Raw genomic sequence first — 25,185 nt, forward strand, 5'->3', positions numbered from 1 at the left:
CCATCCGACAATGTTGCCCCCCCGAGGGGCTGGGGCGCGTGTGCTGCGTGTGAATGGTGGGACTGTGGCCTAGGGTGCGACCATGGCCTCCCGTTCGACGACCCCTGCGCGTTCCCGCACGGCATCCTCGCGTCCGGCGAACCGCCGGGCCCCGGCCCGCACGACGACCCGCAAGAAGGCGCCGGCCAAGGGCGGCACGCCCATGCCGGTCGCCGCCGTCCGGGGCGCCTGGATGGGTCTGGCCCACGTCGCGGGTGGCACCGCCCGCAAGGTCTCGCACGCCGGTCAGGACCTCGAGCCCGAGCACCGTCGCGACGGGGCCGGGCTGACCCTCATCGCCCTCGCCGTCGTCGTCGCCGCCCGTGAGTGGTGGGGACTCGCCGGCCTGGTCGGTGACGCGACCCATGCCGTCGTCGCCGGGACCTTCGGCCGGGTCGGCTATGCCCTGCCCATCGTCCTGCTCCTCTTCGGTCTGCACCTCTGGCGCACCCCGCGCGAGCACCCCGCGACCAACCGGATGACCATCGGCACCGCGATCCTCGCGTTCGCGTCCTGCGGCATCGCCCACGTCGCCGCCGGCATCCCCGAGCCGCCCGCCGGCGCCGACGGCATGCGCGCGGCCGGTGGCATCATCGGCTTCCTCGCGTCGAGCCCGCTCGAGGCCGCCGTCTCGATCTACGGCACCATCCCGCTGCTCATCCTCATCGGCATCTTCGGCTTCCTCGTGCTCACGGCCACGCCGGTGCACGAGATCCCCGACCGTCTCGACCAGCTGCGGGCCACGCTCCTGGGGCACCCGGCATACGCAGACGAGGACGCCACCGAGGAGGTGCCGGTCAAGAAGCCGCGCCGGTCGCGTGCCAAGAGCGACGAGCCGATGGTCGGCGACGAGGCCTACGAGCAGGCGGCGATCGTCGACTACGAGGACAGCAAGGGCCGCAAGTCGCGGCGCGTCCCGCCGCCGCCCGCCGACCTCGACGAGGGCGGCCCGCGCCCGGGAGAGAAGCGCCCCACCGCACCCGGTGTCCTCGCGCCCGCGGCCAAGGCGGTCGCCGAGCCGGTCAAGCTCGAGGCCCCGCCCACGACACCGTTGCCGCAGCGCGTCGAGCAGCTCTCGCTCGCCGGCGACATCACCTACACGCTCCCCGACAACGCCGCGCTCAAGCAGGGCGCGCCGCACAAGGAGCGCTCCGAGGCCAACGACCGCGTCGTCGAGTCGCTCACCACCGTCCTCGACGAGTTCGGCATCGATGCCCAGGTCACGGGGTTCACGCGCGGCCCGACGGTCACCCGCTACATCGTCGAGCTCGGCCCCGGCGTCAAGGTCGAACGCGTCACCGCGCTCTCCAAGAACATCGCGTATGCCGTCGCCTCGGCCGACGTGCGCATCCTCAGCCCGATCCCGGGCAAGTCGGCGATCGGCATCGAGATCCCCAACCCGGACAAGGAGATGGTCTGCCTCGGCGACGTCCTGCGCAGCCGGGTCGCGCGCGACAACCACCACCCGATGGTCATGGGTGTCGGCAAGGACGTCGAGGGCGGCTACGTCATCGCCAACCTCGCCAAGATGCCGCACCTCCTCGTCGCCGGCGCCACCGGCTCGGGCAAGTCGTCCTTCGTCAACTCGATGATCACCTCGGTGCTCATGCGCTCGACGCCCGACGAGGTCCGCATGGTGCTCGTGGACCCCAAGCGGGTCGAGCTCACGGCATACGAAGGCATCCCGCACCTCATCACGCCGATCATCACGAACCCCAAGAAGGCCGCCGAGGCCCTGCAGTGGGTCGTGCGCGAGATGGACGCGCGCTACGACGACCTCGCCGCCTACGGCTACAAGCACGTCGACGACTTCAACAAGGCGGTGAAGTCCGGCAAGGTGCAGCCGCTGCCGGGCTCGGAGCGGGTCATCCACCCCTACCCCTACCTCCTCGTCGTCGTCGACGAGCTCGCCGACCTCATGATGGTCGCCCCGCGCGACGTCGAGGAGTCGATCGTCCGCATCACCCAGCTCGCGCGCGCCGCCGGCATCCACCTCGTGCTCGCGACCCAGCGCCCGTCGGTCGACGTCGTCACCGGCCTCATCAAGGCCAACGTGCCGAGCCGCATGGCGTTCGCGACGTCGTCGCTCGCCGACAGCCGTGTCGTCCTCGACCAGCCCGGCGCCGAGAAGCTGCTGGGTCAGGGTGACGGCCTCTTCCTGCCCATGGGTGCGAGCAAGCCGATGCGCGTCCAGGGCGCGTGGGTCACCGAGTCCGAGATCCAGGAGATCGTCGGGCACGTCACCGGCCAGCTCAAGCCGACCTACCGCGAGGACGTCACCGTCGCCGCGGCCAAGAAGCAGATCGACGACGACATCGGCGACGACCTCGACCTGCTGCTGCAGGCGACCGAGCTCGTCGTGACGACGCAGTTCGGTTCGACCTCGATGCTCCAGCGCAAGCTGCGCGTCGGGTTCGCCAAGGCCGGTCGCCTCATGGACCTGCTCGAGTCCCGCGGCGTCGTGGGCCCCTCCGAGGGCTCGAAGGCGCGCGACGTGCTCGTGCGCCCCGACGACCTGCCGACGACGCTTGCGCTCATGCGGGGCGAGGACGTCCCCGAGATCGACGGTGCGTTCGACAACGAGGCGACCGACGCCCTCGAGGACGACGCTCCGGCGCAGGCGTCGGGAGACGCAGTGCCGCAGCCCGTCTCGCACGACCGCTACGGCTCGGACGCGGTCGCCGACGACCTCGCCCGGCGCCCGCAGGTGCAGGCGTGGGACGACGACGAGGACGACAGCGAGGACGCCTGGGAGCTCACCGGCCGCCGGTGAGCCGCGAGGTCACCGGTGCCGGGTGGGCCGCGAGGTCACCGCTCGGCGGTGAGCTGGCCCTCGTCGCTGAGCCGGCCCTCGTCCATGAGCCGGTCCTGCGGCGGCAACGCCTCCGCGAGCACCTCCTGCACCTCGTCGAGGAAGTCGAGCACCTCGTCGTACCCCGACGCCGGTCCGCCGGCGAGGTGGCCGTCGATGCCGAGGAGCACGGCGCTCGGTGACGCGGGGAGCCCGAGTGCCTCCCACGCCAGACCGGCGTGGTCGACCAGCGTCCCCGCCGGAGGGGTGCCGAGCGAGTCGACGAGCGGGATGGAGAAGACGAGGCGCACGTCGACGAGCTCGAACCGCGCGTCCCACGACTCCACCTGCCCCATCGCCACCCGGGTGGACTCGCAGTAGCAGTCGACGAGCACGAGCAGCTGGGCCCGCTGCGCCGAGAGCTCGTGCAGCGTCACCGGACCGCTCGCCGGGTCGTGGAGGACCACCCGCGGGATGGGCGTGCGCACGTAGCCGTCGGGGTCCGCGGCGTCGTCCACGTGCCGGTGCCCATGGTCGTGCGCGTGCTCGTGGCCGCCCTCGTGAGCGGCCGAGTGACCCGTTGACGCGGAGGTTGGCGACATCATCGTGCCTTCAGCCGACGAACCGGCCAGCACGAGCCCGGTCGCCGCGCACGCCAGGGCGCCGAGCGCCAGCCACCACCAGTCACCGGCAGCAGCGTCGCCCAGCAGCGACCACACGGTGCGCCCGGACAGCGCGAGGGCGACGGCCCCGGCGGCGGCGAGGACGAGGAGCGTGTTGCGCAGCAGGGTCCGTCCGCTGATCTGGTGCTCACCCGCCTGCCCGAAGCAACCGCACGACGGGCGCGGGTGGATGGTCAGGCCGCGGGCGATGAGCGCCCAGTAGACGAGCATGAGGCCGAGGCAGCCCGCGGCGGCGAGGCCGAACGCCGGCGCCCACGGCAGGAGGAGCCCCGCGGCCAGCGCCAGCTCGATCCCGGGGATGGCCCGCGCCAGGGGCACCGGGAGGATCCGGTCGGACAGCCGGAGGTTGCGCACGATGCTGCGCAGCGACTCGCCCTTGCCGAGCTTGCTGACGGCGCTGAAGGTGAGCACCCCGGCGAGGACGAGGGGCGGTACGACCCACGCGACGTGGTGCATGTCGTCATCCTAGGTCGGCGTCGCCCCACCGTCCGGCGCTTAGAGTGACGCCCATGGAGACGACCCTGTGGGACGACCTGCGCGAGCCGCCGACCCGCGCCCAACGGTGGCGGGCCGTGCTCCGCAAGCAGCCGTCGGCGTTCCTCCTCGGGGTGCAGCTCGTCGTCATCATCCTGCTCCCGTGGCTTCAGGACCTCGAGTACGGCCGCGTCGCCCTCACCGTCCTCAGCCTCTGCGCGCTCACCATCGCGGTGTTCACCGTCCGCAGCACCCCCGCGCTCACCTGGCTCTCGGTGGGCCTGGGCCTGCCCGCCGGAGTGCTCGAGATCTGGTCCTCGATCTCGACGGACAGCACCCTCATCGTGGCGCTGGCGCACACGGCCCTGTCGCTCTTCTACTTCTACACGGCATACGGGCTCGTCTCCTACATGTTCGAGGACGCCTGGGTGACCAAGGACGAGCTGTTCGCCGTCGGCGCCGCGTTCACCGTCCTCCTCTTCGCGTTCGCCTACCTCTTCCTCGCGGTGCAGGAGATGTGGCCGGGGTCGTTCATCGGACACGGCGGCGGAGACAAGCGGACGTTCCTCGAGCTGCTCTACTTCTCGGGCGCCAACCTCACGAGCGTCGGCCTGTCCGACGTCCTGCCCGTCGGCGCGCAGGCCCGCGCGGTGTCGATCATCGAGCAGCTCGGCGGTGTCATGTACGTCGCGATGGTGATCTCGCGCCTCGTCGCGCTCACCGTCATGCGCAACCAGCGCTGACGGCGGGTTGGTCAGGGGGCGACGTCCCCGTCGAGGTCCTCGATCCGGGCGATGCTCGGTCCCCGGGTCGCCGACAGCTCGGCCGACGTCGCCTCGACGCCCTCGAGGACGCGGAGCGCGTTGCTCCACGTGAGCCGGCCGAGGTCGTCGTCGGACCAGCCCCGGTCGGCGAGGGCCTGAAGCAGCCGCGGGTAGCCCGACACGTCGTCGAGCCCGGTCGGCAGCTGACCCACGCCGTCGTAGTCGCCGCCGAGCCCGATGTGCTGGACACCCGCGACCTCGCGCACGTGCTCGACGTGCGCCACGACGTCGTCGATCGTGGCGCCCGGCTGCGGGTGGGCCTCGCGGTACCGCTTGAGGAAGGCGCTGTATGCCGTGTGGTCGGCCCAGTGGACGTCTTCCGCCGCCGCGGCGTCGGCCGCCTCGAGGTCCCACTCGCGCACGGCGGGCGAGATGAACTTCGGGACGAAGGTGACCATGCAGAGCCCGCCGTTGTCGGCGAGCGTGGCGAGGACGTCGTCGGGGACGTTGCGTGGGTGATCGCACACGGCGCGGGCCGACGAGTGCGAGAACATCACCGGCGCGGCCGTCGTCGCGAGGGCGTCGCGCATCGTGTCCGCGGAGACGTGGGAGAGGTCGACGACCATCCCGACCCGGTTCATCTCACGCACGACCTCGTGGCCGAACGCAGAGAGGCCGCCGAGCACGGGCTCGTCGGTCGCGGAGTCGGCCCAGGGGACGTTGTCGTTGTGGGTCAGGGTCATGTACCTGACCCCGAGCAGGTGGAGCATCCGCAGCGCGCCGAGCGAGCTGTCGATGCTGTGGCCGCCCTCGGCGCCCATGAGGGAGGCGATGCGGCCCTCCGCCCGGGCGGCCCGCACGTCGGCCGCGCTGACCGCGAGAGCCAGCTCACCGGCATACCGACTCGTGAGGTTCCGGACGAAGTCGATCTGCTCGAGCGTGGCGGTGACGGCCCGCTCGCCGGCCCACTTGGCGTCGACGTAGACCGACCAGAACTGGGCCCCCATGCCACCGAGGCGCATCCGCGGGATGTCGGTGTGGGTCGAGGTGACCGCGCGTGCGATGTCGAGGCGGTCGAGGTCATACGCGACCTGCTCGCGAGCCGCCCACGGGAGGTCGTTGTGACCGTCCCAGACGGGGTGGCTCGCGAGCAGGTCGGTGATGCGCTGGGGCGTCGAAGTCATCGCCCCAACCTAGGGGTCAGCCCCGCTTGGCGCGCTTGGCGACGCGAGCGGCGATCTTCTTGGCCTTGGCGACGCGGGTGCCTGCGGCGGAGCGGCCGTTCTTGGCGAGCTCGTAGCCGGACCAGTCGTTGCGGACGCCGGTGACGCTCACCGAGACCGTGCCGTTGGCCGCGCCACCGGCGACGGAGACGACGTTGGTGGACGGGTCGACGGTGACCCACACGTTCGGCATGGCGCCGGAGTTGGCCGCGACGAGGGCGACCGCGTCGGTGAAGTCGACGTCGTCGGTCGTCGGACCGGTGAGGTCCCACGTGCCCGCGCCGGAGGCGTTGAGCGGCAGCTGGGCGCTGTAGGTGACCTGGGGGCCGATCGCGGACGTCGCGCCGAAGAGGATCCCGCCATTGGCCGTCTCGACCACCTCGTGACCCTCGATGAGGTAGACGTCGCCGATGGAGACCGCCGCCGGGACGCCGACCGGCGAGATGGCCGCGATGGCCACGCCGTTGCCGCCGTCGGCCCAGACGCCACCGCCGCCGCCCTCGCCCGAGTCGGTGCCCGAGAGGTTGGTCGCGTCGACCGCGAACCGGTCGAGGTTGTTGGTCGTGACGAGGAGACCGGTGTTGTTGACACCGTTGGCGTTGATCGCCGCGCCGGTGCCGGCGGTGGTGGCGGAGTTGGACGACACCGAGGCGAAGCGGGCGGCGCCGCTGGTGGTGGTGGCGAGGCCGTTGCCCTTGGGGGAGACGAAGTAGCCCGCAGCCCCAGCGCCGTTGTTGCGGATGGTGACGGTGGTCGCGGTGCCGCTCGTCGTGATCAGGGTGCCGGCGCTGCCGGGGAGGTTGGTGCGCCCCTGGAGGACGGGCTGGCCGGCCGCGGCCTGCGCGGACGAGGCGCCGGTGACGCTCACGGCGGTGGCGGCGGTGGCGGCGGCGCCGACCGCGCCGAACCGGATCGCGGACCGACGGTCGAGGGCGGAGTTGACCTTCTTGGACATGTGGTGGGCCCCTTGGTGCAGAGAGTGGAGGTGACGAAGAGTCGGGCCGAGTATCCATGCTCTGACCTGCGGTGCATAGAGTTTTCGGCAATTTTCGTGGGGAGGTTCATCCGGGCCCGCCGGGCACGTGCCCACCGGGTCTCGCGCCACGGCCGTGGCGGCGACGGAGGACCCCTCGCGCGCAACTAGAGTGGGGGTCATGCCCGCGCCCGAGACGACCTCCCGTTCGGTGGCAGTGGTGACGCTCGGGTGCACCCGCAACGACGTCGACTCCGAGGAGCTCGCCGGCCGGCTCGCCGCCGGCGGCTGGACCCTCGTCGACGACGCCGCCGAAGCCGACGTCGCCGTCGTCAACACCTGCGGCTTCGTCGAGCAGGCCAAGAAGGACTCCATCGACAGCCTGCTCGAGGCGTCGTCGCTCAAGGAGCACGGGCGCACCCAGAAGGTCGTGGCCGTCGGGTGCCTCGCCGAGCGCTACGGGCAGACGCTCGCCGACGAGCTGCCCGAGGCCGACGCCGTGCTCGGGTTCGACTCCTACGCCGACATGTCGACGCACCTGCGCACGATCCTCGACGGTGGCAGCGTCCCCAGCCACGTCCCGAGCGACCGTCGCAAGCTCCTGCCGCTCTCACCCGCGACCCGCCAGGACGCCTCCGCAGAGGTCGCGCTGCCCGGCCACGCCGCGCCTCGTGCTCGGCTCGACACCGGCCCGTGGGCGCCGCTCAAGATCGCGTCGGGGTGCGACCGACGCTGCGCCTTCTGCGCCATCCCGATGTTCCGCGGCTCGTTCGTCTCGCGGCGCCCCACCGACGTCCTCGACGAGGCCCGCTGGCTCGCCGGGCAGGGGGTGCGCGAGCTGTTCCTCGTGAGCGAGAACTCGACCTCCTACGGCAAGGACCTCGGCGACCTCGCGCTCATGGACGCGCTGCTGCCCGAGCTCGCCGGCCTCGACGGCATCGAGCGAGTCCGCGTCTCCTACCTTCAGCCGGCCGAGGTGCGACCCGGGCTGCTCGACGCCATGGTCGCCGTCCCCGAGGTCATGCCGTGGTTCGACCTGTCGTTCCAGCACGCCTCGGCCCCGTTGCTGCGCCGCATGCGCCGGTTCGGTGGGACCGAGAGCTTCCTCGGGCTCATCGAGGACGTCCGCCGCCGCTCGCCCCTCGCGGGCATCCGCAGCAACGTCATCGTCGGCTTCCCCGGTGAGACCGAGGCCGAGGTCGACGAGCTGGCCGCGTTCCTCACCGCCGCGCGGCTCGACGTCGTCGGCGTCTTCGGCTACTCCGACGAGGACGGCACCGAAGGTGAGCTCCTGCCCGACAAGGTCGTGCCCGAGGCCATCGCCGAGCGCGTCGCGCGGATCACCGACCTCGTCGAGGAGCTGACCTCGCAGCGTGCCGAGGACCGCATCGGCGAGCAGGTGCGCGTGCTCGTCGAGGAGGTCGTCACCGACGGTTCCGTCACAGCCGACGGGGCCGGCGACGCGCACGTCGTCGGTCGCGCCGAGCACCAGGGGCCTGACGTCGACGGCACGACCCGCGTCCTCGGAGTCACCGCACGGGTGGGGGAGACCGTGCTCGCCACGGTCGTGGGCACCGAGGGCATCGACCTCGTCGCGGAACCGTCATGAGCGAGCGGCCCTCGCCGGTCGCGCGCATCGCGCCCAGTGCATGGAACATCGCCAACGGGCTGACGATCCTGCGCCTGCTCCTCGTGCCCGTCTTCGGCTGGCTCCTGCTCTGGGACGACGGGCACCAGGCGGGCGTCCGCTGGTGGGCCTTCGCCGTCTTCGCCGTCGCGATGGTCACGGACCGGATCGACGGTGACATCGCGCGCAGCCGCGGGCTCATCACCGACTTCGGCAAGGTTGCCGACCCCATCGCCGACAAGGCGCTCGTGACGATGGCACTCGTGGGGCTGTCGATGATCGGCGACATCCCGTGGTGGATCACCGTCGTCATCATCGTGCGCGAGTGGGGCATCACGGCGATGCGCTTCTGGGTGATCCGGCACGGCGTGATGGCGGCCGGTCGCGGTGGCAAGGTCAAGACCCTGCTCCAGGCGCTGGCGCTCGGGTTCTTCGTCATCCCGCGCTTCTCGCTCCCGGCCAGCGGCGCTCTCGACGCCGTCGCCTGGGTCACGCTCGTCGCGGCCCTCGTCGTCACGGTCGTCACCGGCATCGACTACGCGGTCGACGCCTTCCGGCTGCGCCGGACGAGCCCCCGCGCCCTGGCCAAGAGGGCCGCACGGGCCGCCGCGAGCGACGACTCCCTCGAGCCGTGAGCACGGCCGACAGGCTCGTCGCAGCGCTCGTCGAGCGCGGCCTCACCGTCGCCACGGCGGAGTCGCTCACCGGTGGCCTCGTCTGCGCCGCCCTGACCTCCGTCGCCGGGTCGTCACGCACCGTGCGCGGCGGTGTCGTCACTTACGCGACCGACCTCAAGGCCGACCTCCTCGGCGTGGACCCGGAACGCCTGGCGGCGGTCGGTCCCGTCGACGCCGAGGTCGCCCTGCAGATGGCTCGCGGCGCGGCGCGCCTCCTCGGCGCCGACGTCGGCCTCTCGACGACCGGGGTCGCCGGTCCCGGACCCGCGGACGGTATGCCGGCCGGCACGGTCTTCGTCGCGGCCCACGGCCCGTGGCCGGGCGGTATCCAGAGCCGGAGGCTGGACCTGCCCGGCGACCGGGCGGACGTGCGAGAGGCGTCCGTCGCCGCGGTGCTCGACCTCCTCGAGGAGCTCCTGCACGCGTGAGCGCCACCACGGGGAATACCCCGGGTCGGGGAAGTCTTCGACGAGAGGACGCCCTCGCGATGTAGCGTGGAGTCCGACGACCACCGCAACCACGAAGGGAGGCCCGATCATGATCCTGCTGCGACACGAGCTCGGTGAGGCACTGCGCGAGCGGCGGCAGCTCCAGGGCCGCACCCTTCGTGACGTCGCTGCGACGGCGTCGGTCTCCCTCGGCTACCTCAGCGAGATCGAGCGCGGCGTCAAGGAGGCCTCGTCCGAGCTCCTCGCCGCGATCTGCCTCGCACTCGACGTGCCGCTGTCCGTCGTCCTCGACGACGTGAGCCGACGCGCCGCGCACATGGAGTCGCTCAGCGCCCCCGTCTCGCTGCCGGTGGCCGGACGCTCCGAGGACGTCTCCGCCTCTGCGGCCTGACGGGCCGCCTCGTGTCCGCTGAGTACGTCGGGGGACGTGCCGCGCCGTGGTCGGTACCCGTCGTGCTCCACGAGCCCGACCCCGACTGGCCCAGGCGTTACGAGCGCGACGCTGCGCAGGTGCGAGAGGCGCTCGGTGACGTCGCGCTCGCCGTCGACCACGTCGGCTCCACGTCGGTCCCGGGGCTGCCCGCCAAGCCGGTCATCGACATCCTGCTGCAGGTGCCCGACCCGGCGGACGAGGACGCGTATGTCCCGGAGCTGGTCGGGCTGGGCTACTGGCTGCAGATCCGCGAGCCGGACTGGCTCGAGCACCGCGTGCTCTACCAACGCGTCGAACGTGGCAACCCCCACGACATCAACCTCCACGTCCTCGCCCCCGACAGCGGACGCGAGGAGGTCGAGCGGCTGCTGGGGCTGCGCGACTGGCTGCGCTCGCACGACGAGGACCGGGACCGCTACGCGGCGGAGAAGCGCCGCCTCGCAGCCCGGCGGTGGCGCTACGTCCAGGAGTACGCCGACGCGAAGTCCGGTGTCATCGAGGAGATTCTCGCGAAGGTCGCCCAGTCATCGCGCTAGGCACGGGCCAGTCGCGGACCTGGGGCTCGCGTCGGTGACGGTGCGCCCGGCGCACAGCATGGCCACCGGCGCAGAGCATGGCGAGCGGCGCAGAGCATGGTGAGCGGCGCAGCGATGGGGACGCCGTGCGGCAGCCTGTGCGCCGGTGACGCCCCCGAGGGTCGATCGGACGCCAACGGCGCCAAGGGAGCTCAGGCGCGCCGATAGGGGTTGGTCCGGCCTCCGGCTGAGCCGAGCGGGCGCTGGCGCCGACCGTCGTCGTGGGGCGCGAGGCCGCCCTGGCAGGTCGGGCAGTAGAACATCGTCCGCTCGCGTCCGGCGGGACCGATCATCGACACCCGGATGGTGTCGCCGCACCGGCGGCAGGGACGCCCCGACCGGGCGTGGACGTAGTGCTCCTCGCCCTTGCGTCGCACGCCGGTGCTGGACTGGACGGCGTGGTGGCGGGAGACGTCGAGCAGGCGCGCGACCCTCGAGATGAGCGGCTCGACACGTTCACGGCCGAGCTCGGCGGCGGGCGTCCACGGGCCGAGGCGTTCGAGGAAGAGCGACTCCGAGGCCCACAGGGTGCCCACCCCGGCCAGCACGCGCTGGTCGAGCAGGGCGGCGCCGACCACCGTCCCCGAGGCGAGGAGCCGGGCCGCGGCCTCGTCGGGGTCCCAGTCGGGGCCGAGGACGTCCGGGCCGAGGTGGCCGACGACCCGGTCCTCGTGCTGTGTGGGGATCGCCTCGAGCAGGCCGAGGCGCAGACCGAGCGCTGACCACGTCTGCGTCCCGACAGCGGCCCGCAGGTCGGCGCGGCGCAGCCACGTCGGGGTGGTCTCGGGTCGCTCCACCCGCCACTGACCCTCCATCTTGAGGTGGGAGTGGATCGTCACGCCCGAGTCGACACGGTGCAGCAGGTGCTTGCCGCGGCTGACCACCTCGGTCGTGCGGCTCCCGCGCAGGTCGAGGGTGGCGATCTCGGGGAAGCGGAAGTCGCTCAGCGTGATGACCTCGCCGGCCAGGGCCCGGTGCAGGCGGTCGGCCGAGCGCCAGACCGTGTCGCCCTCAGGCACGGCGGGTCACCGGCGCAGCCGCAGCCCGCGCGGCGTCGCGTGGAACCCCGCCTGCGCCAGCGCGTCGACGAGCGGGTGTCCCGAGCCGAGCAGCGCGCCGCCGTCGGCCTTCTCGACGGTGAGCCGGCCCAGCGCACCCTCGCGCACGGCGAGGGCAAGGGCGTCAGCGGCGGACTGCAGGCTGGCGGGGTCGTCGGTCCACGACAGGAGCGTCTTGCCGCCGCGCTCGACGTAGAGGACGAGATCGCCGTCGACGAGCACGACGAGCGCGCCGGCCTTGCGCCCGGGCTGGTGGCCCTTGCGGCTCGTGGACTCGGCCTCGTCGGCGGACGGGCTCACCGGCCGGTCCGGCCACGGCAGGGCAGCACCGTAGGCGTTGGCGGGGTCGGTGGCGGCGAGGACGAGCGCGGGCTGCGCACTCGCGTCAGGAGCGGAGCCGAGGGTGCGTGCTCCGGCTCTGAGGCGGTCGATGGCTCCCGTGGTGGCGAACTGGGCGGCACCGAGCGACTCGACGAAGTAGCCCCGTCGGACCCGGCCCGACTCCTCGGCCGCGGCCAGCACGCGGTAGACCGCGGCGAAGCTCCCGGGCACGTCCTCGGCGACGACGCTGCCGCGGGTGAGGACGCCATAGCGGTCCTGCAGGATCTCGGCGGTCGCCAGCGTCCGGACCGTCGTGTCGGTCTCGACCTCCGGCAGCAGGGACCAGCGGCCGGCCGCGGTGCCCGGCGCCGAGCGGGCCACCGGGACCGACCGTGACCCCCGGCGGCCGCCGAGCGTGCCGAGCGAACCGGCGCGGCCGGCATACCTCGTCGAGCGGGGGCCGGTCGAGGAGCGCTTGTGGGCAGTGCGGCCGCCGGCGAGGAGGGCGCGGACCGGCGCGAACGTGTCGCCCGAGACGTGCCCGGACCACACGAGGGACCAGAGGTCGTCGAGGACCTCGGTGTCGGAGCCGTCGACGGCGTCGGCGAGACCGCGGAAGAAGTAGGCACCGCCACGCGCGAGGACGTCGAGGATCGCCCGGGCACGGTCACCGAGCTCGGTGTCGTCGGGGGCCGTCATCGTGAGGTGCGCGGTGTCGGCGAGGTGCAGCGAGACCCAGCCGTCGTCACCCGGTAGCGACCCGTGGCCACGCCACACGACCTCGCCGACGCTCATGAGCTCGTCGAGCATGCCGGGGGAGTAGCCGGCGACCCGGGCGGGAAGGACAAGGGTCTCGAGCGCGCTCGCGGGCAGGACCGCGCCGGCCAGCTGCTCGACGGCGCGGATGAGCCCCTCGCGCCCGCGCAGACCACCGCCGACCGACTGCCACTGCGGGAGGAACCGCGCCAGCTCGACGGCGGCCACCGGCTCGACCTCGGCACGCAGGGCCGCGAGCGAGCGGCGGCGCAACGTCCGCAGGACCTCGGCGTCGCAGTAGTCGAGGCCGTGCGCGCCGCCACCGCTCTCGGTGGGCAGGAGCTCGCCCTCGACGACCCGACCGGCGGAGACGAGGCGTCGCAGGGCGTCGAGCGCGACGGCCGGTCCGACGCCCCACCACTGCGCCACCGCCGAGACGGGGAAGGGGGCGTGCGTGCGGGCGTAGCGGGCGACGAGGTCACCGAGCGGGTCGGGCACGGGGTCGAGGAAGGTCTGTGGCACGCCGACCGGCAGGGAAACGCCGAGGGCGTCGCGCAGCCGGGACGCGTCCTCGATGGCGGCCCAGCGCTCCTCGCCGGCGACCCGGACCCGGATCACCCGGCGAGCCCCCTCGAGGTCGACGAGCCAGGAACCGATGTCGCGCACGGTCGCGCCCTCGCGGGTCCGTCGCTCGATCTCGGGCAGCGACAGGGGACCGAGGGTGCGGAGCAGATCGGCGACGTCCTCGCCGTCGCGGCACCGGCGCTCCTCGGCGAGACGCTGCAGCTCGGACTCGGTCCGGGCGACGGCCTCGGGGTCGAGCAGGTCGCGCAGCGACAGGCCCTCGCCCCGGCCCAACAGCTCGGCGAGCAGGGTGGGGTCGAGCGAGAGGGCGGCAGCGCGCTTCTCGGCCAGCGGCGAGTCGCCCTCGTAGAGGAACTGGGCGACGTATCCGAACATGAGCGAGCGCGCGAACGGCGAGGGCTGGGTCGACTCGACGTCGACGAGCGTCACCTCGCGCGAGGCGATCGACGACATGAGCGCCGTGAGACCCGGCACGTCGAAGACGTCCTGCACGCACTCGCGCACGGTCTCGAGGACGATCGGGAACGAGGCGTACTGGCTGGCCACCTCGAGCAGCTGGGCGGCCCGCTGGCGCTGCTGCCAGAGCGGCTGGCGTCGGTCGGGTCGGCGGCGGGGGAGCAGCAGGGCGCGTGAGGCGCACTCGCGGAAGCGCGCGGCGAAGAGGGCGGACCCGCCGATCTCACCGGTGACGAGGTCGTGGACGTCGTCGGGCTCGAGGCGGACGAGGTCGAGGAGCTCGGCGGCGGCACCACGCCCGCTCGACCCCTCGCCGTCGAGCTCGAGGTCGGGCAGCCGGAAGACGATGCCGTCGTCGCCGTGCATCGCCTGGACGTCGACGCCGAACCGCTCGCGCATCCGCGCGGAGACGCACAGGGCCCACGGTGCGTGGACCTGCCCGCCGAAGGGGCTGTGCACCGCCACCCGCCAGTCGCCGATCTCGTCGCGGAACCGCTCGACGACGATGGTCCGGTCGTCGGGCACGTGACCCGTGGCGGCCCGCTGCTCCTCGAGGTAGGCGACGAGGTTGTCGGTGGCCCACTCGTCGAGCCCGGCCTCGGAGACGCGGGCCCGGGCCTGCTTCGGCGTCGACGCGGCGACCTCGCGCACGAACGCGCCGACGGCCTTGCCCAGCTCGGCGGGACGGCCGAGCTGGTCGCCCTTCCAGAACGGGAGCTTGCCGGGCTGGCCCGGTGCCGGGGTGACGAGGACCCGGTCGTGGGTGATGTCCTCGATCCGCCACGTCGACGTGCCGAGGGTGAAGACATCACCGACACGCGACTCGTAGACCATCTCCTCGTCGAGCTCGCCCACCCGGCGACCGGTGCCCTCCCCGGTCGCGAGGAACACGGCATACAGGCCGCGGTCCGGGATCGTGCCGCCGGAGGTGACGGCGAGGCGCTGGGCGCCCGGGCGACCCGAGAGCACGCCGGTGACGCGGTCCCAGACGATGCGCGGGCGCAGCTCGGCGAACTCGTCGCTCGGGTAGCGACCCGACAGCATGTCGAGCACCGACTCGAGGATCGAGCGGGGGAGCGAGGCGAACGGCGCCGCCCGGCGGACGACCTGCTCGACGTCGTCGACGGTCCAGTCGTCGAGCGCGGTCATGGCGACGACCTGCTGGGCGAGGACGTCGACCGGGTTGGCGGGCACGTGCAGCGACTCGATCGCCCCGGCGCGCATGCGCTCGACGACGACGGCGGTCTGGACGAGGTCGCCGCGGAACTTCGGGAAGAGCACCCCGCGCGAGACCGCTCCGACCTGGTGGCCGGCACGCCCGACGCGCTGCAGCCCGCTGGCCACCGACGGCGGCGACTCGACCTGGACGACGAGGTCGACGGCGCCCATGTCGATGCCGAGCTCGAGGCTCGACGTCGCGACGACGGCGGGCAGCCGCCCGGCCTTGAGGTCCTCCTCGATGACCTGTCGGTGCTCCTTGCTCACCGAGCCGTGGTGCGCCCGCGCGAGGACCGGTGGCGCACCCGAGGACGTGCCCGCCTGCGCCATCATCTGCGCGGGGGTCCGGACCGAGCCGGTATGCCGGCCGCCCCCGTCCGCGTCGCCCTCACCGTCGTCGCCGGCCTCCGTCCGGGCCGCCTCGGCCGCTGCCGTGACGCGCTCGTCCCAGATCTCGTTGAGCCGCGAGGTGAGCCGCTCGGCCAGGCGCCGGGAGTTGGCGAAGACGAGCGTGGACCGGTGCGCGGCGACGAGGTCGACGATGCGCTCCTCGACGTGCGGCCAGATCGACGCGCGACGCTCGGCGCCGGACGCCGGACCGCTGAGGTCGTCCTCGATGACCTCGCCGAGGGAGGACATGTCGGCGATGGGGACGACGACGTCGAGGTCCCACTCCTTGGTCGACGGCGGCCGCACGACGTCGACCGGGCGCCCGCCCGCGAGGTAGCGGGCCACCTCGTCGACCGGCTCGACCGTCGCCGACAGCCCGATGCGCTGGGCAGGGGTCTCGAGCAGGGCGTCGAGCCGCTCGAGCGAGAGCGCGAGGTGCGCGCCACGCTTGGTCCCGGCGACGGCGTGCACCTCGTCGAGGATGACCGTCTCGACGCCACGCAGCGCCTCGCGCGCCTGCGAGGTGAGGATGAGGAAGAGCGACTCGGGGGTCGTGATGAGGATGTCGCTCGGGGTGCGGGCGAACGCGCGGCGCTCGTTGGCGGGGGTGTCGCCGCTGCGGACCGACACGGTGATGTCGGGCTGCGCCTGTCCGAGCCGGGTGGCGGCGTGGCCGATGCCGACGAGCGGGCTGCGCAGGTTGCGCTCGACGTCGACGGCGAGGGCCTTCATCGGCGAGACGTAGAGGACACGGCACCGCTTGAGCCGCTCCTCGGGCACGGGTTCGGTGCCGAGGCGGTCGAGCGCCCAGAGGAAGGCCGACAGCGTCTTGCCCGAGCCCGTCGGCGCCACGACGAGGGCGTGGTGTCCCGAGCTGATCGCCTCCCACGCGCCCGCCTGGGCGGCCGTGGGCGCGCTGAAGGAGTCCCGGAACCACGTGGCCGTGGCCGGGGAGAAGCGCTCGAGGACGTCGGCTGTCATGAGAGGGTCAGCCTCTCACTCGCGTCCGACACCGGTCCGTGCTCGATCCATCTCCCGCCACTCCGGGCGCAGGCCGGGGACCACCGTCGACGCGAGGTAGGCCGCACCCGCGACGCCCAGCGCCGGTGACGCCCCGAGCGCGGTCACGGCGACGCCGCCGACGACACCGCCGACCGGGAGGCCCGCCCAGGCCACGGCGTCGGCCAGCGAGCCCACGCGCCCGACGAGGTGGCGGGGCACCCGCTCGAAGAACAGGGCGTTGACCGTCGGATTGACGAAGCCGGCACCCAGACCGGCGACGACGTTGGCCGCGAGGATGAGCCACAGCGGGGCACCGAGCGCGAGGGCGAGGTAGCGCGGAGGGCCCGACACCGCGAACCCCGTGAGGAAGGCGGTGCGCCGGCTGAAGCTGCCCGACATCGTCGTGGCGACGACGCTGGCGAGGACCGCCGCGCCGCCGTAGAGGACGCCGACGAGCCCGACGAGGCTGGCGTCGTAGCCGTGGTCGAACGCCCACTTGGGGAGCATGACCCCGACGTAGGCGGCCTCGAGCAGGTTGGTCACGGCGATCATGCCGAGGATGCTGCGCAGCAGGCTGTCGCCGCGCAGGTAGTCCACGCCCGCGCGGAGCTGGGCGACGTAGGTGCCGGGGTCCTCGGAGTGCTCGGCCCGCAGGTGGGGCACGAACGCGGCCACGACGACGGCGCTGAGGAACGACGCGGCCGCGGTGACGGTGACGGTCTGGGCCGCACCGAAGGCGGTGACGAGCAGGCCGCCCACACCGGCGCCGAGGAGCCCGCTCGCGCGGTCGATGGTGCTGTCGAGGCCGGTGATCCGTTCGACGGGCATGTCGACGGTCTCGGCGACCCCCGGGATCATCGCGTTGCGGGCGCCGTCACCGGGTCCGCGCACCGCGCCCGCGAGGGCCACGAGAGCGAGCAGGAGCGGCAGCCGGTCCGGGAGCGCGAGCTGCCCCGCGGCATACAGGATCGGGATGAGGACGAGGAACGCTCCACTGAGGAGGTCGCCGACGACGCTGATCCGGCGAGGGCCGTAGCGGTCGACCAGCGGTCCGCCGAGCGCCTTCGAGATGACGTAGGGCGCCATCTCGGCGGTGAGGACGAGACCGGCGTAGGCAGCCGACTTGGTCTCGCTGAGGACCAGCCACGGCAGCGCGATGGTCGCGATGCGGGTACCCGCGATCGACACGCCCGACGCGAGGAGCATGCCGTGGAGACTGCGCCGCGAGGGGCGCGCGGATGCGGTCACTCCGTGGGCATCCCGGGAGCGCGGAAGACCTCGAGGTTGACCGAGACGGGACGGGCGTCGTCGGGGGCGTCGGTCGTGCCCTGGTGCGGGCGGTAGGAGCGGATGAGGCTGGTGAGCTCGGTGATGAGCCCGGCGGCCTCGTCGGCGGTGAGGCGCAGGGTGAAGTTGCTGAACGTGCCGGCGTCCTCCCACTCCGGCGGGAGGGTGGCGATCTCGGCGATCGCGCGCTGCGCGGCGTCGGCGTAGCCCGCGGCGACGGCGGACAGGTAGGCCGCGGAGGTCTCGCTGTCGGCGTCGTGGGTGTCGAAGTAGGTGCGGGCGTGCGCGGCGCGCCACCACCGGTCGCGGGCGTTGCCCATCTCGGTCGCCTCGACGACGAACCCGGCGATGGCGAGCTGGCGCACGTGGTAGCTCGTCGCTCCCGTGTTGACCCCGAGGTGCTCCGCGAGGCGCGACGCCGTGGCCGGTCCGTGCAGGCGCAGCGCGCTGAGGATCCGGGGGCGGAGGGGGTGCGTGAGGGCCTTGAGGGTCGTCGCGTCGAGGACGAGATCCCGCCTCGGGTCCGGCTCCAGTGCTCGCGACATGACGATGACCTTACAAAGGAAGTTCTGGAATCGCAGTATAGAGGCGGCCAGTCGCCGACGGCAGGGCCCAACCGGGCGGTGTGACACACTCGCGGCCATGCGGATCAGCCACTTCTGGACGCTGATGAACGACGAGTTCGGCGAGGCCTACGCACCCACCCTGGCGCGTGACCACGTCCTCGGAGTCCTCGGCGGGCGCAGCGTCGCCCAGGCGCTCGAGGACGGCATGCACCCGCGCCTCGTGTGGCTCGCCCTGTGCGACGACATGGACGTCCCGCAGGAGCGCCGGCTCGGCCGGGACGACCCCGCCCGGCACGGCTGACCCGTGACCCTCCTCGACCGTCGGCTGGTCCTCGCGCCCATGGCCGGAGGGCCGAGCACGGTCGAGCTCGCGGCCGCCGTCACGGCCGCCGGTGGCTTCGGGTTCCTCGCCGGCGCCTACCTCGCCCCCGACCGGCTCAGGGACGACATCGTCCTCCTGCGCTCGGCGGTAGGGGGAGCGCCGTTCGGCGTCAACCTCTTCGCGCCCTCGCCCTACGAGCCGGGGAGCGCGTCCCGCGTCCTCGAGTACGCCACCCGGCTCCAGCCACTCGCCGACAAGGCGGGGGTGGCACTGGGTGAGGCGATCCACGACGACGACTCCTTCGACGCCAAGATCGAGGTCGTCATCGCGGAGCGGCCGGCGGTCGTCTCCTTCGCCTTCGCGTGGCCACCGGCCGACGTCGTGGACCGGATCAAGGCCGCAGGCATCGAGGTGTGGGTGACGCTCAACGACGCGAGCGAGACGGCGTGGGCCGACGAGCTCGGCGTCGATGCCGTCGTGGCCCAGGGCTGGGAGGCAGGTGGCCACCGGGGCGGTCCGGTCGACACCGGGCACCCCCAGGCGCCGACCCGCGCGCTCCTGCAGGCCATCCGCAGGCTCACCGCGCTGCCGGTCGTCGCGGCCGGTGGGGTGGGCGACGGCGCGCACGTCGCCGCACTGCTCGACGCCGGCGCCCACGCGGTCGCCTGCGGCACCGCGTTCCTCGGCGCCACCGAGGCGGGGACGGCCGAGGTGCACCGCCACGAGCTCACCAGCCGGTCCGAGACCGTCGTCACCCGCGCCTTCACCGGCCGCAGCGCCCGCGCGCTCGTGACGTCGTGGACCGAGGTGTTCACCGAGGTCGCGCCCGCGGCCTACCCGCAGGTACACCACCTCACCGCGCCTCTGCGTCGGCACGGCAAGGCGACCGGGCAGCCCGACCTCGTGCACCTCTGGGCGGGCACCGGCCACCGCAGCGTCCGGCGGGCGCCGGCGGCCGAGATCGTCGTCGACCTGCTCTCGCGGACCTGACCTCTCGGACCTGACCTCTCGGACTGACCCGCGGGGTCCCGGGCTCAGGCCTCGGCGGTGCCCTGGTGGAAGAGCTGCTGCCAGTGCCCCTTGTCGCGCACCCACAGCGACGAACGCAGCGTCGAGCCGGAGTCCGTCACCGAGCGCCAGGTGAGGAGCTGCGCGTCCGGGCCGACCGGCATACAGGCGATGACGTCGAGGGAGGTCTCCTGCTCGAGCGGACCGATCTCGTCGAGGATCTCCTCGCGCGACCACAGCCGACCGGAGCGGCCCACCTCGGACCACTGCGGGTGGAGCAGCGCCGCGACGGCGGCCGGGTCGGACCGCACCTCGTCGGCGAGCAGCGAGCGCTCGAGGGCGATGACCGTCTCGGCGTCGTCGGCGGGGGAGTCGTCGGCGAGCTCCGAGAAGAGGTCGGGCTCGGGCGCCGCCGGAGCGTTCGTCGTCGGGGCGGGAAGACCGGGGGTCTCACTGTCGCGGCCGGCCCACCCGGGGCCGGGGTCGGGTGCACCGCCCTTCTGGTATGCCGTGGCCGCGCCGTTCGCGAGCCTGTCCGCCTCCTCGTTGAGGGCGTGACCGGAGTGGCCCTTGACCCACTCGAAGCGGACCCGGCGCCCGGTCATGGCGGCATCGAGCGCCTTCATGATCTCGACGTTGAGGACCGGCTTGCCGTCGCCCTTCTTCCACCCCTTGCGCTTCCACCCGGGCATCCACTGGGTGACGGAGTTGATGACGTACTTGCTGTCGCAGTAGACGACGAGGTCGTCGTCGGTGCCCGCCGTCTGCTGGAGCAGGTCGAGGACGGCCGTGAGCTCGCCCTGGTTGTTGGTGCCGTGGGGCCAGCCGCCGGCTGCCCAGTGCTCCGCGTCGACGTACCAGGCCCAGCCCGCAGGTCCGGGGTTGCCGAGGGCCGAGCCGTCCGCTGCCGCAATGATCGTCACGGCGCAGGAGTCTGCCAGTTGCCTAGGGTGGGCCCGTGGACCAGCCGGACGACGACCTTCGCGCGCAGCGCTTCACCGACCTCGATCCCGTTGTGGCGTACCGGTTGTGGGCGCTGCGCTCGCGGGTGTTCGTCATCGAGCAGGAGGCGCTCTACCTCGACCTCGACGGTCGCGACACCGAACCGGGGACGTGGCACCTGTGGTGCGCCGACGGCGACGGCGCGCCCGTCGCGACGCTGCGGGTCCTCGACGACGGCCACGGTGTGTGGCGGGTGGGCCGGGTCGCGACGGACGCCGCCCACCGGGGTCGTGGGCTGGCCGGACGCCTCATGTGTGGGGTACTCGAGCGGTGGGGGAGCGAGCCGGTCGTCCTCGACGCGCAGGTCTACCTGAGGGACTGGTATGCCGGGTTCGGCTTCGTCGAGTCCGGTCCGGTCTTCGAGGACGAGGACGGCATGCCGCACGTCCCGATGCGTCGCGAGGGCACGGCCGGCTGAGCGGCGGTCAGTCGCGCGGCAGGTGCACGGGGGCACGCGCAAGGCTGCGCGAAGAGCTGCGTCGAGGTGCGCGGCGTGTCGTTGCCGCCCTCCCGCCGTCGAACACGTGTTCGTCTAGTGTTGTCCACAGGTCGCCGGACCCTCAGCACCCGTCCACAGCCTCCACGGCAGCTGCAGACGGCTGTCGGTGCGACGACCTAGCGTCTGACCCGAGATCGCGACGAGACCGACCGCGGACACGGGTCGCCGGCGGGCGCGCACATCGAACGACACAGGAAGAGCAGGTGCGACATGGCTGCAGCAGCCGTCACCAACGACCGCGCGAAGTCCCTGGGAGTGGTCCTCGGGCAGATCGAGAAGCAGCACGGCAAGGGTGCGGTCATGCGCCTCGGCGACGACGTGCGACCGCCCATCGAGGTCATCCCCACGGGGTCCATCGCCCTCGACGTCGCGCTCGGCATCGGCGGGCTGCCCCGCGGCCGTGTCGTCGAGGTCTACGGCCCCGAGAGCTCGGGCAAGACGACCGTCGCCCTGCACGCGGTGGCCAACGCCCAGCGCGCCGGCGGCATCGCTGCCTTCATCGACGCCGAGCACGCCCTCGACCCGGAGTACGCCGCGAAGCTCGGCGTCGACACCGACAACCTGCTCGTCTCGCAGCCCGACACTGGTGAGCAGGCGCTCGAGATCGCCGACATGCTCATCCGGTCCGGCGCCCTCGACATCATCGTCATCGACTCCGTCGCCGCGCTCGTGCCCCGTGCCGAGATCGAGGGTGAGATGGGTGACAGCCACGTCGGTCTCCAGGCCCGCCTCATGAGCCAGGCCCTGCGCAAGATCACCGGTGCCCTCAACAACACCGGCACGACGGCGATCTTCATCAACCAGCTTCGCGAGAAGATCGGCGTGATGTTCGGCTCGCCCGAGACCACGACCGGTGGCAAGGCGCTCAAGTTCTACGCATCGGTGCGTCTCGACGTGCGCCGCATCGAGACGCTCAAGGACGGCACCGACCCCGTCGGCAACCGCACCCGCGTCAAGGTCGTCAAGAACAAGGTCTCGCCGCCGTTCAAGCAGGCCGAGTTCGACATCCTCTACGGGCAGGGCATCTCCCGCGAGGGTGGCCTCATCGACATGGGTGTCGACCAGGGCTTCGTCCGCAAGGCCGGTGCCTGGTACACCTACGACGGCGACCAGCTCGGGCAGGGCAAGGAGAACGCCCGCAACTTCCTCAAGGACAACCCGGACCTCGCCGACGAGCTCGAGAAGCGCATCAAGGAGAAGCTCGGCATCGGTCCGCAGGTCGACAAGCCGCTCGAGGTCGTGCCCGAGGTCCCGGTCGACTTCTGAGCCGGGACAGACGACGTATGCCGTCTCCGGACGCCTGGTCCTCGTCGTCCCCGCCGCCCCAGTGGGCGGCGGGGACGACGCCCGGCACTGACGACCTCAGGGCCGCCGTCGACCGGCACGTGACGACGGTCCCGTCCGGGGGCGAGCGGGCGCAGCGGTCCCGCAGACGCCGCGCCGGGCCACCCCCGCCGGACGCGGCGACCGAGGGAGTCGAGCCCGACGCCCACGACGTCGCCCGCCAGATCGTCCTGCGACAGCTGACCAACGCGCCCAAGTCGCGCGCCCAGCTCGAGCAGGCGCTCGCCCGCAAGGGCTGCGACCCGGCCGTGGCCGCCACCGTGCTCGACCGCATGGAGGAGGTCGGTCTCGTCGACGACGAGGCCTATGCCGGGATGCTCGTGCGGTCTCAGCAGGCCGGCAGGGGGCTCGCCCGACGCGCCCTCGCCCAGACCTTGCGGCAGAAGGGCGTGAGCGACGAGGTCGCCGAGTCCGTCCTCGACGAGGTGGACCCTGCCGACGAGGAGGAGCGGGCGCGCGAGCTCGTCGTCAAACGGCTGCGTCGCCTCCACGGGCTCGACGCCACGGTCCAGACCCGGCGCCTCGCCGGTCTGCTCGCGCGCAAGGGCTACCCGTCGGAGGTGTCGATGCGGGTCATCCGTGAGGCGATCGCCGACGCCGACGAGCACCGCCGCGACTGAGCCCGCCGAGACGTGGTCGGCCCGCGAGGCTCGCCGGGCAGAAGCCGTGGCGATCAGGGCCCACCGGGACACGACGAAGGGCGAGGACCATGTGGTCCTCGCCCTTCGCGTGTGTCGTGTGTCAGGTCAGGCAGTGGCCGGGACCTGGGCGATCGCCGAGATGTCGAACTCGAGCTTGACCTTCTCGCTCACGAGGACGCCACCGGTCTCGAGCGCGGCGTTGAAGTTGAGGTTCCAGTCGCCACGGTCGATCGTCGTCGCACCCTCGAAGCCGATGCGGGTGTTGCCGTACGGGTCCTTGGCCGAGCCGGTCTCCTCGAAGTCGATCGTCACGGGCTTGGTGACACCGTTGATCGTGAGGTCGCCGGTGATGGCCCACTCGTCGCCCTGACGCGCGACGTCGGTCGACGTGAAGGTGATGGTGGGGTGGTTCTCGATGTCGAAGAAGTCGGGGGTCTTGAGGTGACCGTCGCGCTGCTCGTTGCCCGTGGTGACCGAGGCGGCCGAGATCGTGACGGCGACCTTGGAGGCGGCCGGGTTGACGGTGTCGACGTGGGCGGTGCCCTCGAACTCCTCGAAGCTGCCGCGGACCTTGGTGACCATCGCGTGGCGGGCCGAGAAGCCCAGGCGCGAGTGGCTCGGGTCGAGGGCGTAGTCGCCGGCGATGTCGGAGACGAAGCTGCTCGTCGGCTCGACCGCGGCAGCGGGGGCCGGGGCGGCGACGGAGGCGGAGGTCTTGGCGGAGCGGTTGAACAGGCCCATGAGAGTTCCTTCGTGTGGAGTAGTTGTACCTTCAACAAATAGAGTGCCGGACTTTGGTTGTCTTGTCAAGTATTTGCCCGCGGCGCGAGCGATTGCGGTTTGGCGAGGCGGCTGATCGGTCATCGATCGGGTGTGCCCAGGCGGGCCATGGAGGAGGCGGCCGGGACCACCCCCGAGCACCAGTGCGGCTGACGTCGCCGGGTCTGGTGGACGAGCGGTCGTGACGGGCACTCTGGACCCGGGACGGGCGGACCCGTCACGCGGAGGGAGAAGAGAGGCAGACCCGATGGGCGATGGCGATGTGGCGGCTCCCGCGACGGTGGGGTCGGGAGCCGGTCCTCGGTGGGTCACCGACGGCGGCCTCGAGACCGACCTGATCTTCAACCACGGCGTCGACCTGCCGCACTTCGCGGCCTACCCGCTGCTCGACACCCCGGAGGGTCGGGCACTGCTCACCGACTACTACACCGGCTACGCCGAGGTGGCGAGGCGGGCGGGTGCCAGCCTCCTGCTCGAGACCCCCACCTGGCGGGCGAACCCGGACTGGGTGGCCAAGCTCGGTGGCGACTCCGACGAGGTGCACCGGGTCAACCTCGAGAGCGTCGTGTTCCTCGCCGCACTCGGCGAGTCCCTGCTCGCCTCCGGCGCCCTCCCGGCAGGCCGGCACGACTACGGCAGCTTCCGGGTGAGCGGGGCGATCGGCCCACGCGGTGACGGCTACGTGCCCGGTGAGGCGGCGTCCGCCGACGAGTTCGCTGCCTACCACCTGCCCCAAGTCGTGGCCTTCGCCGACAGCGGGGCCGGACGCGTCGCGGCATACACGCTCACGACGGTCTCCGAGGCGGTGGGCGTGGTCCACGCGGCCCGGACCCAGACGCTCGACGTCGCGGTGTCGTTCACGGTGGAGACCGACGGACGACTGCCCGACGGCACCCCGCTCGGCGAGGCCGTGGCCGAGCTCTGGGAGCAGGGGGTCCCCGACGAGCTGCTCGTCAACTGCGCCCACCCGAGCCACGTGGCCGGCGCCCTCGACGGGGACGACTCGTGGACCGCACGTGTGACGGGGCTTCGGGTCAACGCCTCCCGGCAGTCGCACGCCGAGCTCGATGCGGCCGAGGTCCTCGACGAGGGCGACATCCCGGACCTCGTGCGCGAGCACGACGCGCTCGCGGCCCGGCTGCCCCACCTCGACGTCGTCGGCGGGTGCTGCGGGACGGACGTCCGTCACGTCGCCGCCCTGTGGGGCGTGGACGCCTGACCCAGGACGTACCCTTGACGGCG

21 protein-coding genes and 1 pseudogene are annotated in these 25,185 nt (G+C 72.7%); 13 read left to right on the forward strand and 9 right to left on the reverse strand.

What is annotated here, in order from left to right:
* The first annotated feature begins 82 nt into the window (after positions 1–82).
* Positions 83–2,812: a DNA translocase FtsK 4TM domain-containing protein gene (locus tag ACSQ11_RS12355; RefSeq protein ID WP_436005795.1), complete on the forward strand. Its 2,730-nt coding sequence runs from the start codon at positions 83–85 to the stop codon at positions 2,810–2,812.
* Between the two features lie 35 nt (positions 2,813–2,847).
* Here ACSQ11_RS12355 and ACSQ11_RS12360 read toward each other — a convergent pair whose 3' ends face one another.
* Entirely contained in the window at positions 2,848–3,969 is a 1,122-nt protein-coding gene (locus tag ACSQ11_RS12360) for a MauE/DoxX family redox-associated membrane protein (RefSeq protein WP_436005797.1), read from the reverse strand.
* 53 nt (positions 3,970–4,022) lie between these two features.
* Between ACSQ11_RS12360 and ACSQ11_RS12365 the strand changes: the two genes are divergently transcribed.
* On the forward strand, positions 4,023–4,730 hold the full coding sequence (locus ACSQ11_RS12365; RefSeq protein WP_436005799.1) for an ion channel: 708 nt from the start codon (positions 4,023–4,025) through the stop codon (positions 4,728–4,730).
* Positions 4,731–4,741: 11 nt separating this feature from the next.
* On the opposite strand, the gene ACSQ11_RS12370 is transcribed toward ACSQ11_RS12365, so the two are convergent.
* On the reverse strand, positions 4,742–5,935 hold the full coding sequence (locus ACSQ11_RS12370) for a dipeptidase (protein ID WP_436005801.1): 1,194 nt from the start codon (positions 5,933–5,935) through the stop codon (positions 4,742–4,744).
* Between the two features lie 16 nt (positions 5,936–5,951).
* Positions 5,952–6,929 carry a hypothetical protein gene (locus ACSQ11_RS12375; RefSeq protein WP_436005803.1) on the reverse strand — a complete coding sequence of 326 codons (978 nt, stop codon included), beginning with the start codon at positions 6,927–6,929 and terminating at the stop codon, positions 5,952–5,954.
* A 199-nt stretch (positions 6,930–7,128) separates the two neighbouring features.
* On the opposite strand from ACSQ11_RS12375, the gene rimO reads away from it, so the two are divergent.
* From rimO to ACSQ11_RS12400, 5 genes are all read left to right on the forward strand, one after another.
* Complete coding sequence (gene rimO / locus ACSQ11_RS12380; protein WP_436005805.1) at positions 7,129–8,556, forward strand: 30S ribosomal protein S12 methylthiotransferase RimO; 1,428 nt, start codon at positions 7,129–7,131, stop codon at positions 8,554–8,556.
* Entirely contained in the window at positions 8,553–9,209 is a 657-nt protein-coding gene (gene pgsA / locus ACSQ11_RS12385) for a CDP-diacylglycerol--glycerol-3-phosphate 3-phosphatidyltransferase (protein ID WP_436005807.1), read from the forward strand. Before rimO ends, pgsA begins: the two co-directional genes overlap by 4 nt.
* Positions 9,206–9,679, forward strand: coding sequence for a CinA family protein (locus tag ACSQ11_RS12390; protein ID WP_436005809.1), 474 nt, complete (start codon positions 9,206–9,208; stop codon positions 9,677–9,679). Before pgsA ends, ACSQ11_RS12390 begins: the two co-directional genes overlap by 4 nt.
* Positions 9,680–9,788: 109 nt before the next feature.
* On the forward strand, positions 9,789–10,091 hold the full coding sequence (locus ACSQ11_RS12395) for a helix-turn-helix domain-containing protein (protein WP_436005811.1): 303 nt from the start codon (positions 9,789–9,791) through the stop codon (positions 10,089–10,091).
* An 11-nt stretch (positions 10,092–10,102) separates the two neighbouring features.
* Complete coding sequence (locus tag ACSQ11_RS12400) at positions 10,103–10,669, forward strand: GrpB family protein (RefSeq protein ID WP_436005813.1); 567 nt, start codon at positions 10,103–10,105, stop codon at positions 10,667–10,669.
* 191 nt (positions 10,670–10,860) lie between these two features.
* Here ACSQ11_RS12400 and ACSQ11_RS12405 read toward each other — a convergent pair whose 3' ends face one another.
* The 4 genes from ACSQ11_RS12405 to ACSQ11_RS12420 are packed head-to-tail and all read right to left on the reverse strand — an operon-like array spanning position 10,861 to position 18,326.
* Complete coding sequence (locus ACSQ11_RS12405; protein ID WP_436005815.1) at positions 10,861–11,727, reverse strand: DNA-formamidopyrimidine glycosylase family protein; 867 nt, start codon at positions 11,725–11,727, stop codon at positions 10,861–10,863.
* A gap of 6 nt (positions 11,728–11,733) precedes the next feature.
* On the reverse strand, positions 11,734–16,473 hold the full coding sequence (locus ACSQ11_RS12410) for an ATP-dependent helicase (protein ID WP_436005817.1): 4,740 nt from the start codon (positions 16,471–16,473) through the stop codon (positions 11,734–11,736).
* Positions 16,474–16,488: 15 nt separating this feature from the next.
* Positions 16,489–17,700, reverse strand: a complete 1,212-nt coding sequence (locus ACSQ11_RS12415; RefSeq protein ID WP_436005819.1) for an MFS transporter — start codon at positions 17,698–17,700, stop codon at positions 16,489–16,491.
* Between the two features lie 38 nt (positions 17,701–17,738).
* Positions 17,739–18,326 carry a helix-turn-helix domain-containing protein gene (locus ACSQ11_RS12420; protein ID WP_436005821.1) on the reverse strand — a complete coding sequence of 196 codons (588 nt, stop codon included), beginning with the start codon at positions 18,324–18,326 and terminating at the stop codon, positions 17,739–17,741.
* A 97-nt stretch (positions 18,327–18,423) separates the two neighbouring features.
* On the opposite strand from ACSQ11_RS12420, the gene ACSQ11_RS12425 reads away from it, so the two are divergent.
* Together ACSQ11_RS12425 and ACSQ11_RS12430 are read left to right on the forward strand one after the other, a co-directional pair.
* Positions 18,424–18,648 carry a DUF3046 domain-containing protein gene (locus ACSQ11_RS12425; protein WP_436005823.1) on the forward strand — a complete coding sequence of 75 codons (225 nt, stop codon included), beginning with the start codon at positions 18,424–18,426 and terminating at the stop codon, positions 18,646–18,648.
* 3 nt (positions 18,649–18,651) lie between these two features.
* Positions 18,652–19,659: an NAD(P)H-dependent flavin oxidoreductase gene (locus ACSQ11_RS12430; protein WP_436005825.1), complete on the forward strand. Its 1,008-nt coding sequence runs from the start codon at positions 18,652–18,654 to the stop codon at positions 19,657–19,659.
* A 44-nt stretch (positions 19,660–19,703) separates the two neighbouring features.
* On the opposite strand, the gene ACSQ11_RS12435 is transcribed toward ACSQ11_RS12430, so the two are convergent.
* Positions 19,704–20,600 carry an RNase H family protein gene (locus ACSQ11_RS12435; RefSeq protein ID WP_436005827.1) on the reverse strand — a complete coding sequence of 299 codons (897 nt, stop codon included), beginning with the start codon at positions 20,598–20,600 and terminating at the stop codon, positions 19,704–19,706.
* 35 nt (positions 20,601–20,635) lie between these two features.
* Between ACSQ11_RS12435 and ACSQ11_RS12440 the strand changes: the two genes are divergently transcribed.
* The 3 genes and pseudogenes from ACSQ11_RS12440 (at position 20,636) to ACSQ11_RS12450 (ending at position 23,142) form a co-directional block, all read left to right on the forward strand.
* Positions 20,636–21,097: a GNAT family N-acetyltransferase gene (locus ACSQ11_RS12440; RefSeq protein WP_436005829.1), complete on the forward strand. Its 462-nt coding sequence runs from the start codon at positions 20,636–20,638 to the stop codon at positions 21,095–21,097.
* A 291-nt stretch (positions 21,098–21,388) separates the two neighbouring features.
* Positions 21,389–22,387 (forward strand): annotated as a pseudogene (gene recA, locus ACSQ11_RS12445) (recombinase RecA); the annotation flags it as partial.
* 74 nt (positions 22,388–22,461) lie between these two features.
* Positions 22,462–23,142, forward strand: coding sequence for a regulatory protein RecX (locus tag ACSQ11_RS12450; protein ID WP_436005831.1), 681 nt, complete (start codon positions 22,462–22,464; stop codon positions 23,140–23,142).
* 126 nt (positions 23,143–23,268) lie between these two features.
* Here ACSQ11_RS12450 and ACSQ11_RS12455 read toward each other — a convergent pair whose 3' ends face one another.
* Positions 23,269–23,904 (reverse strand): YceI family protein, encoded by a 636-nt coding sequence (locus tag ACSQ11_RS12455; RefSeq protein ID WP_436005833.1) that lies wholly within the window; start codon positions 23,902–23,904, stop codon positions 23,269–23,271.
* A 286-nt stretch (positions 23,905–24,190) separates the two neighbouring features.
* Here ACSQ11_RS12455 and ACSQ11_RS12460 point away from each other — a divergent pair, with 286 nt between their 5' ends.
* Positions 24,191–25,162: a homocysteine S-methyltransferase family protein gene (locus ACSQ11_RS12460; protein ID WP_436005835.1), complete on the forward strand. Its 972-nt coding sequence runs from the start codon at positions 24,191–24,193 to the stop codon at positions 25,160–25,162.
* The last annotated feature ends 23 nt before the right edge of the window (positions 25,163–25,185 follow it).

Origin of the sequence: Knoellia sp. LjRoot47 (genome assembly GCF_964253435.1) — a bacterium.
Taxonomy (GTDB): Bacteria; Actinomycetota; Actinomycetes; order Actinomycetales; family Dermatophilaceae; genus Knoellia.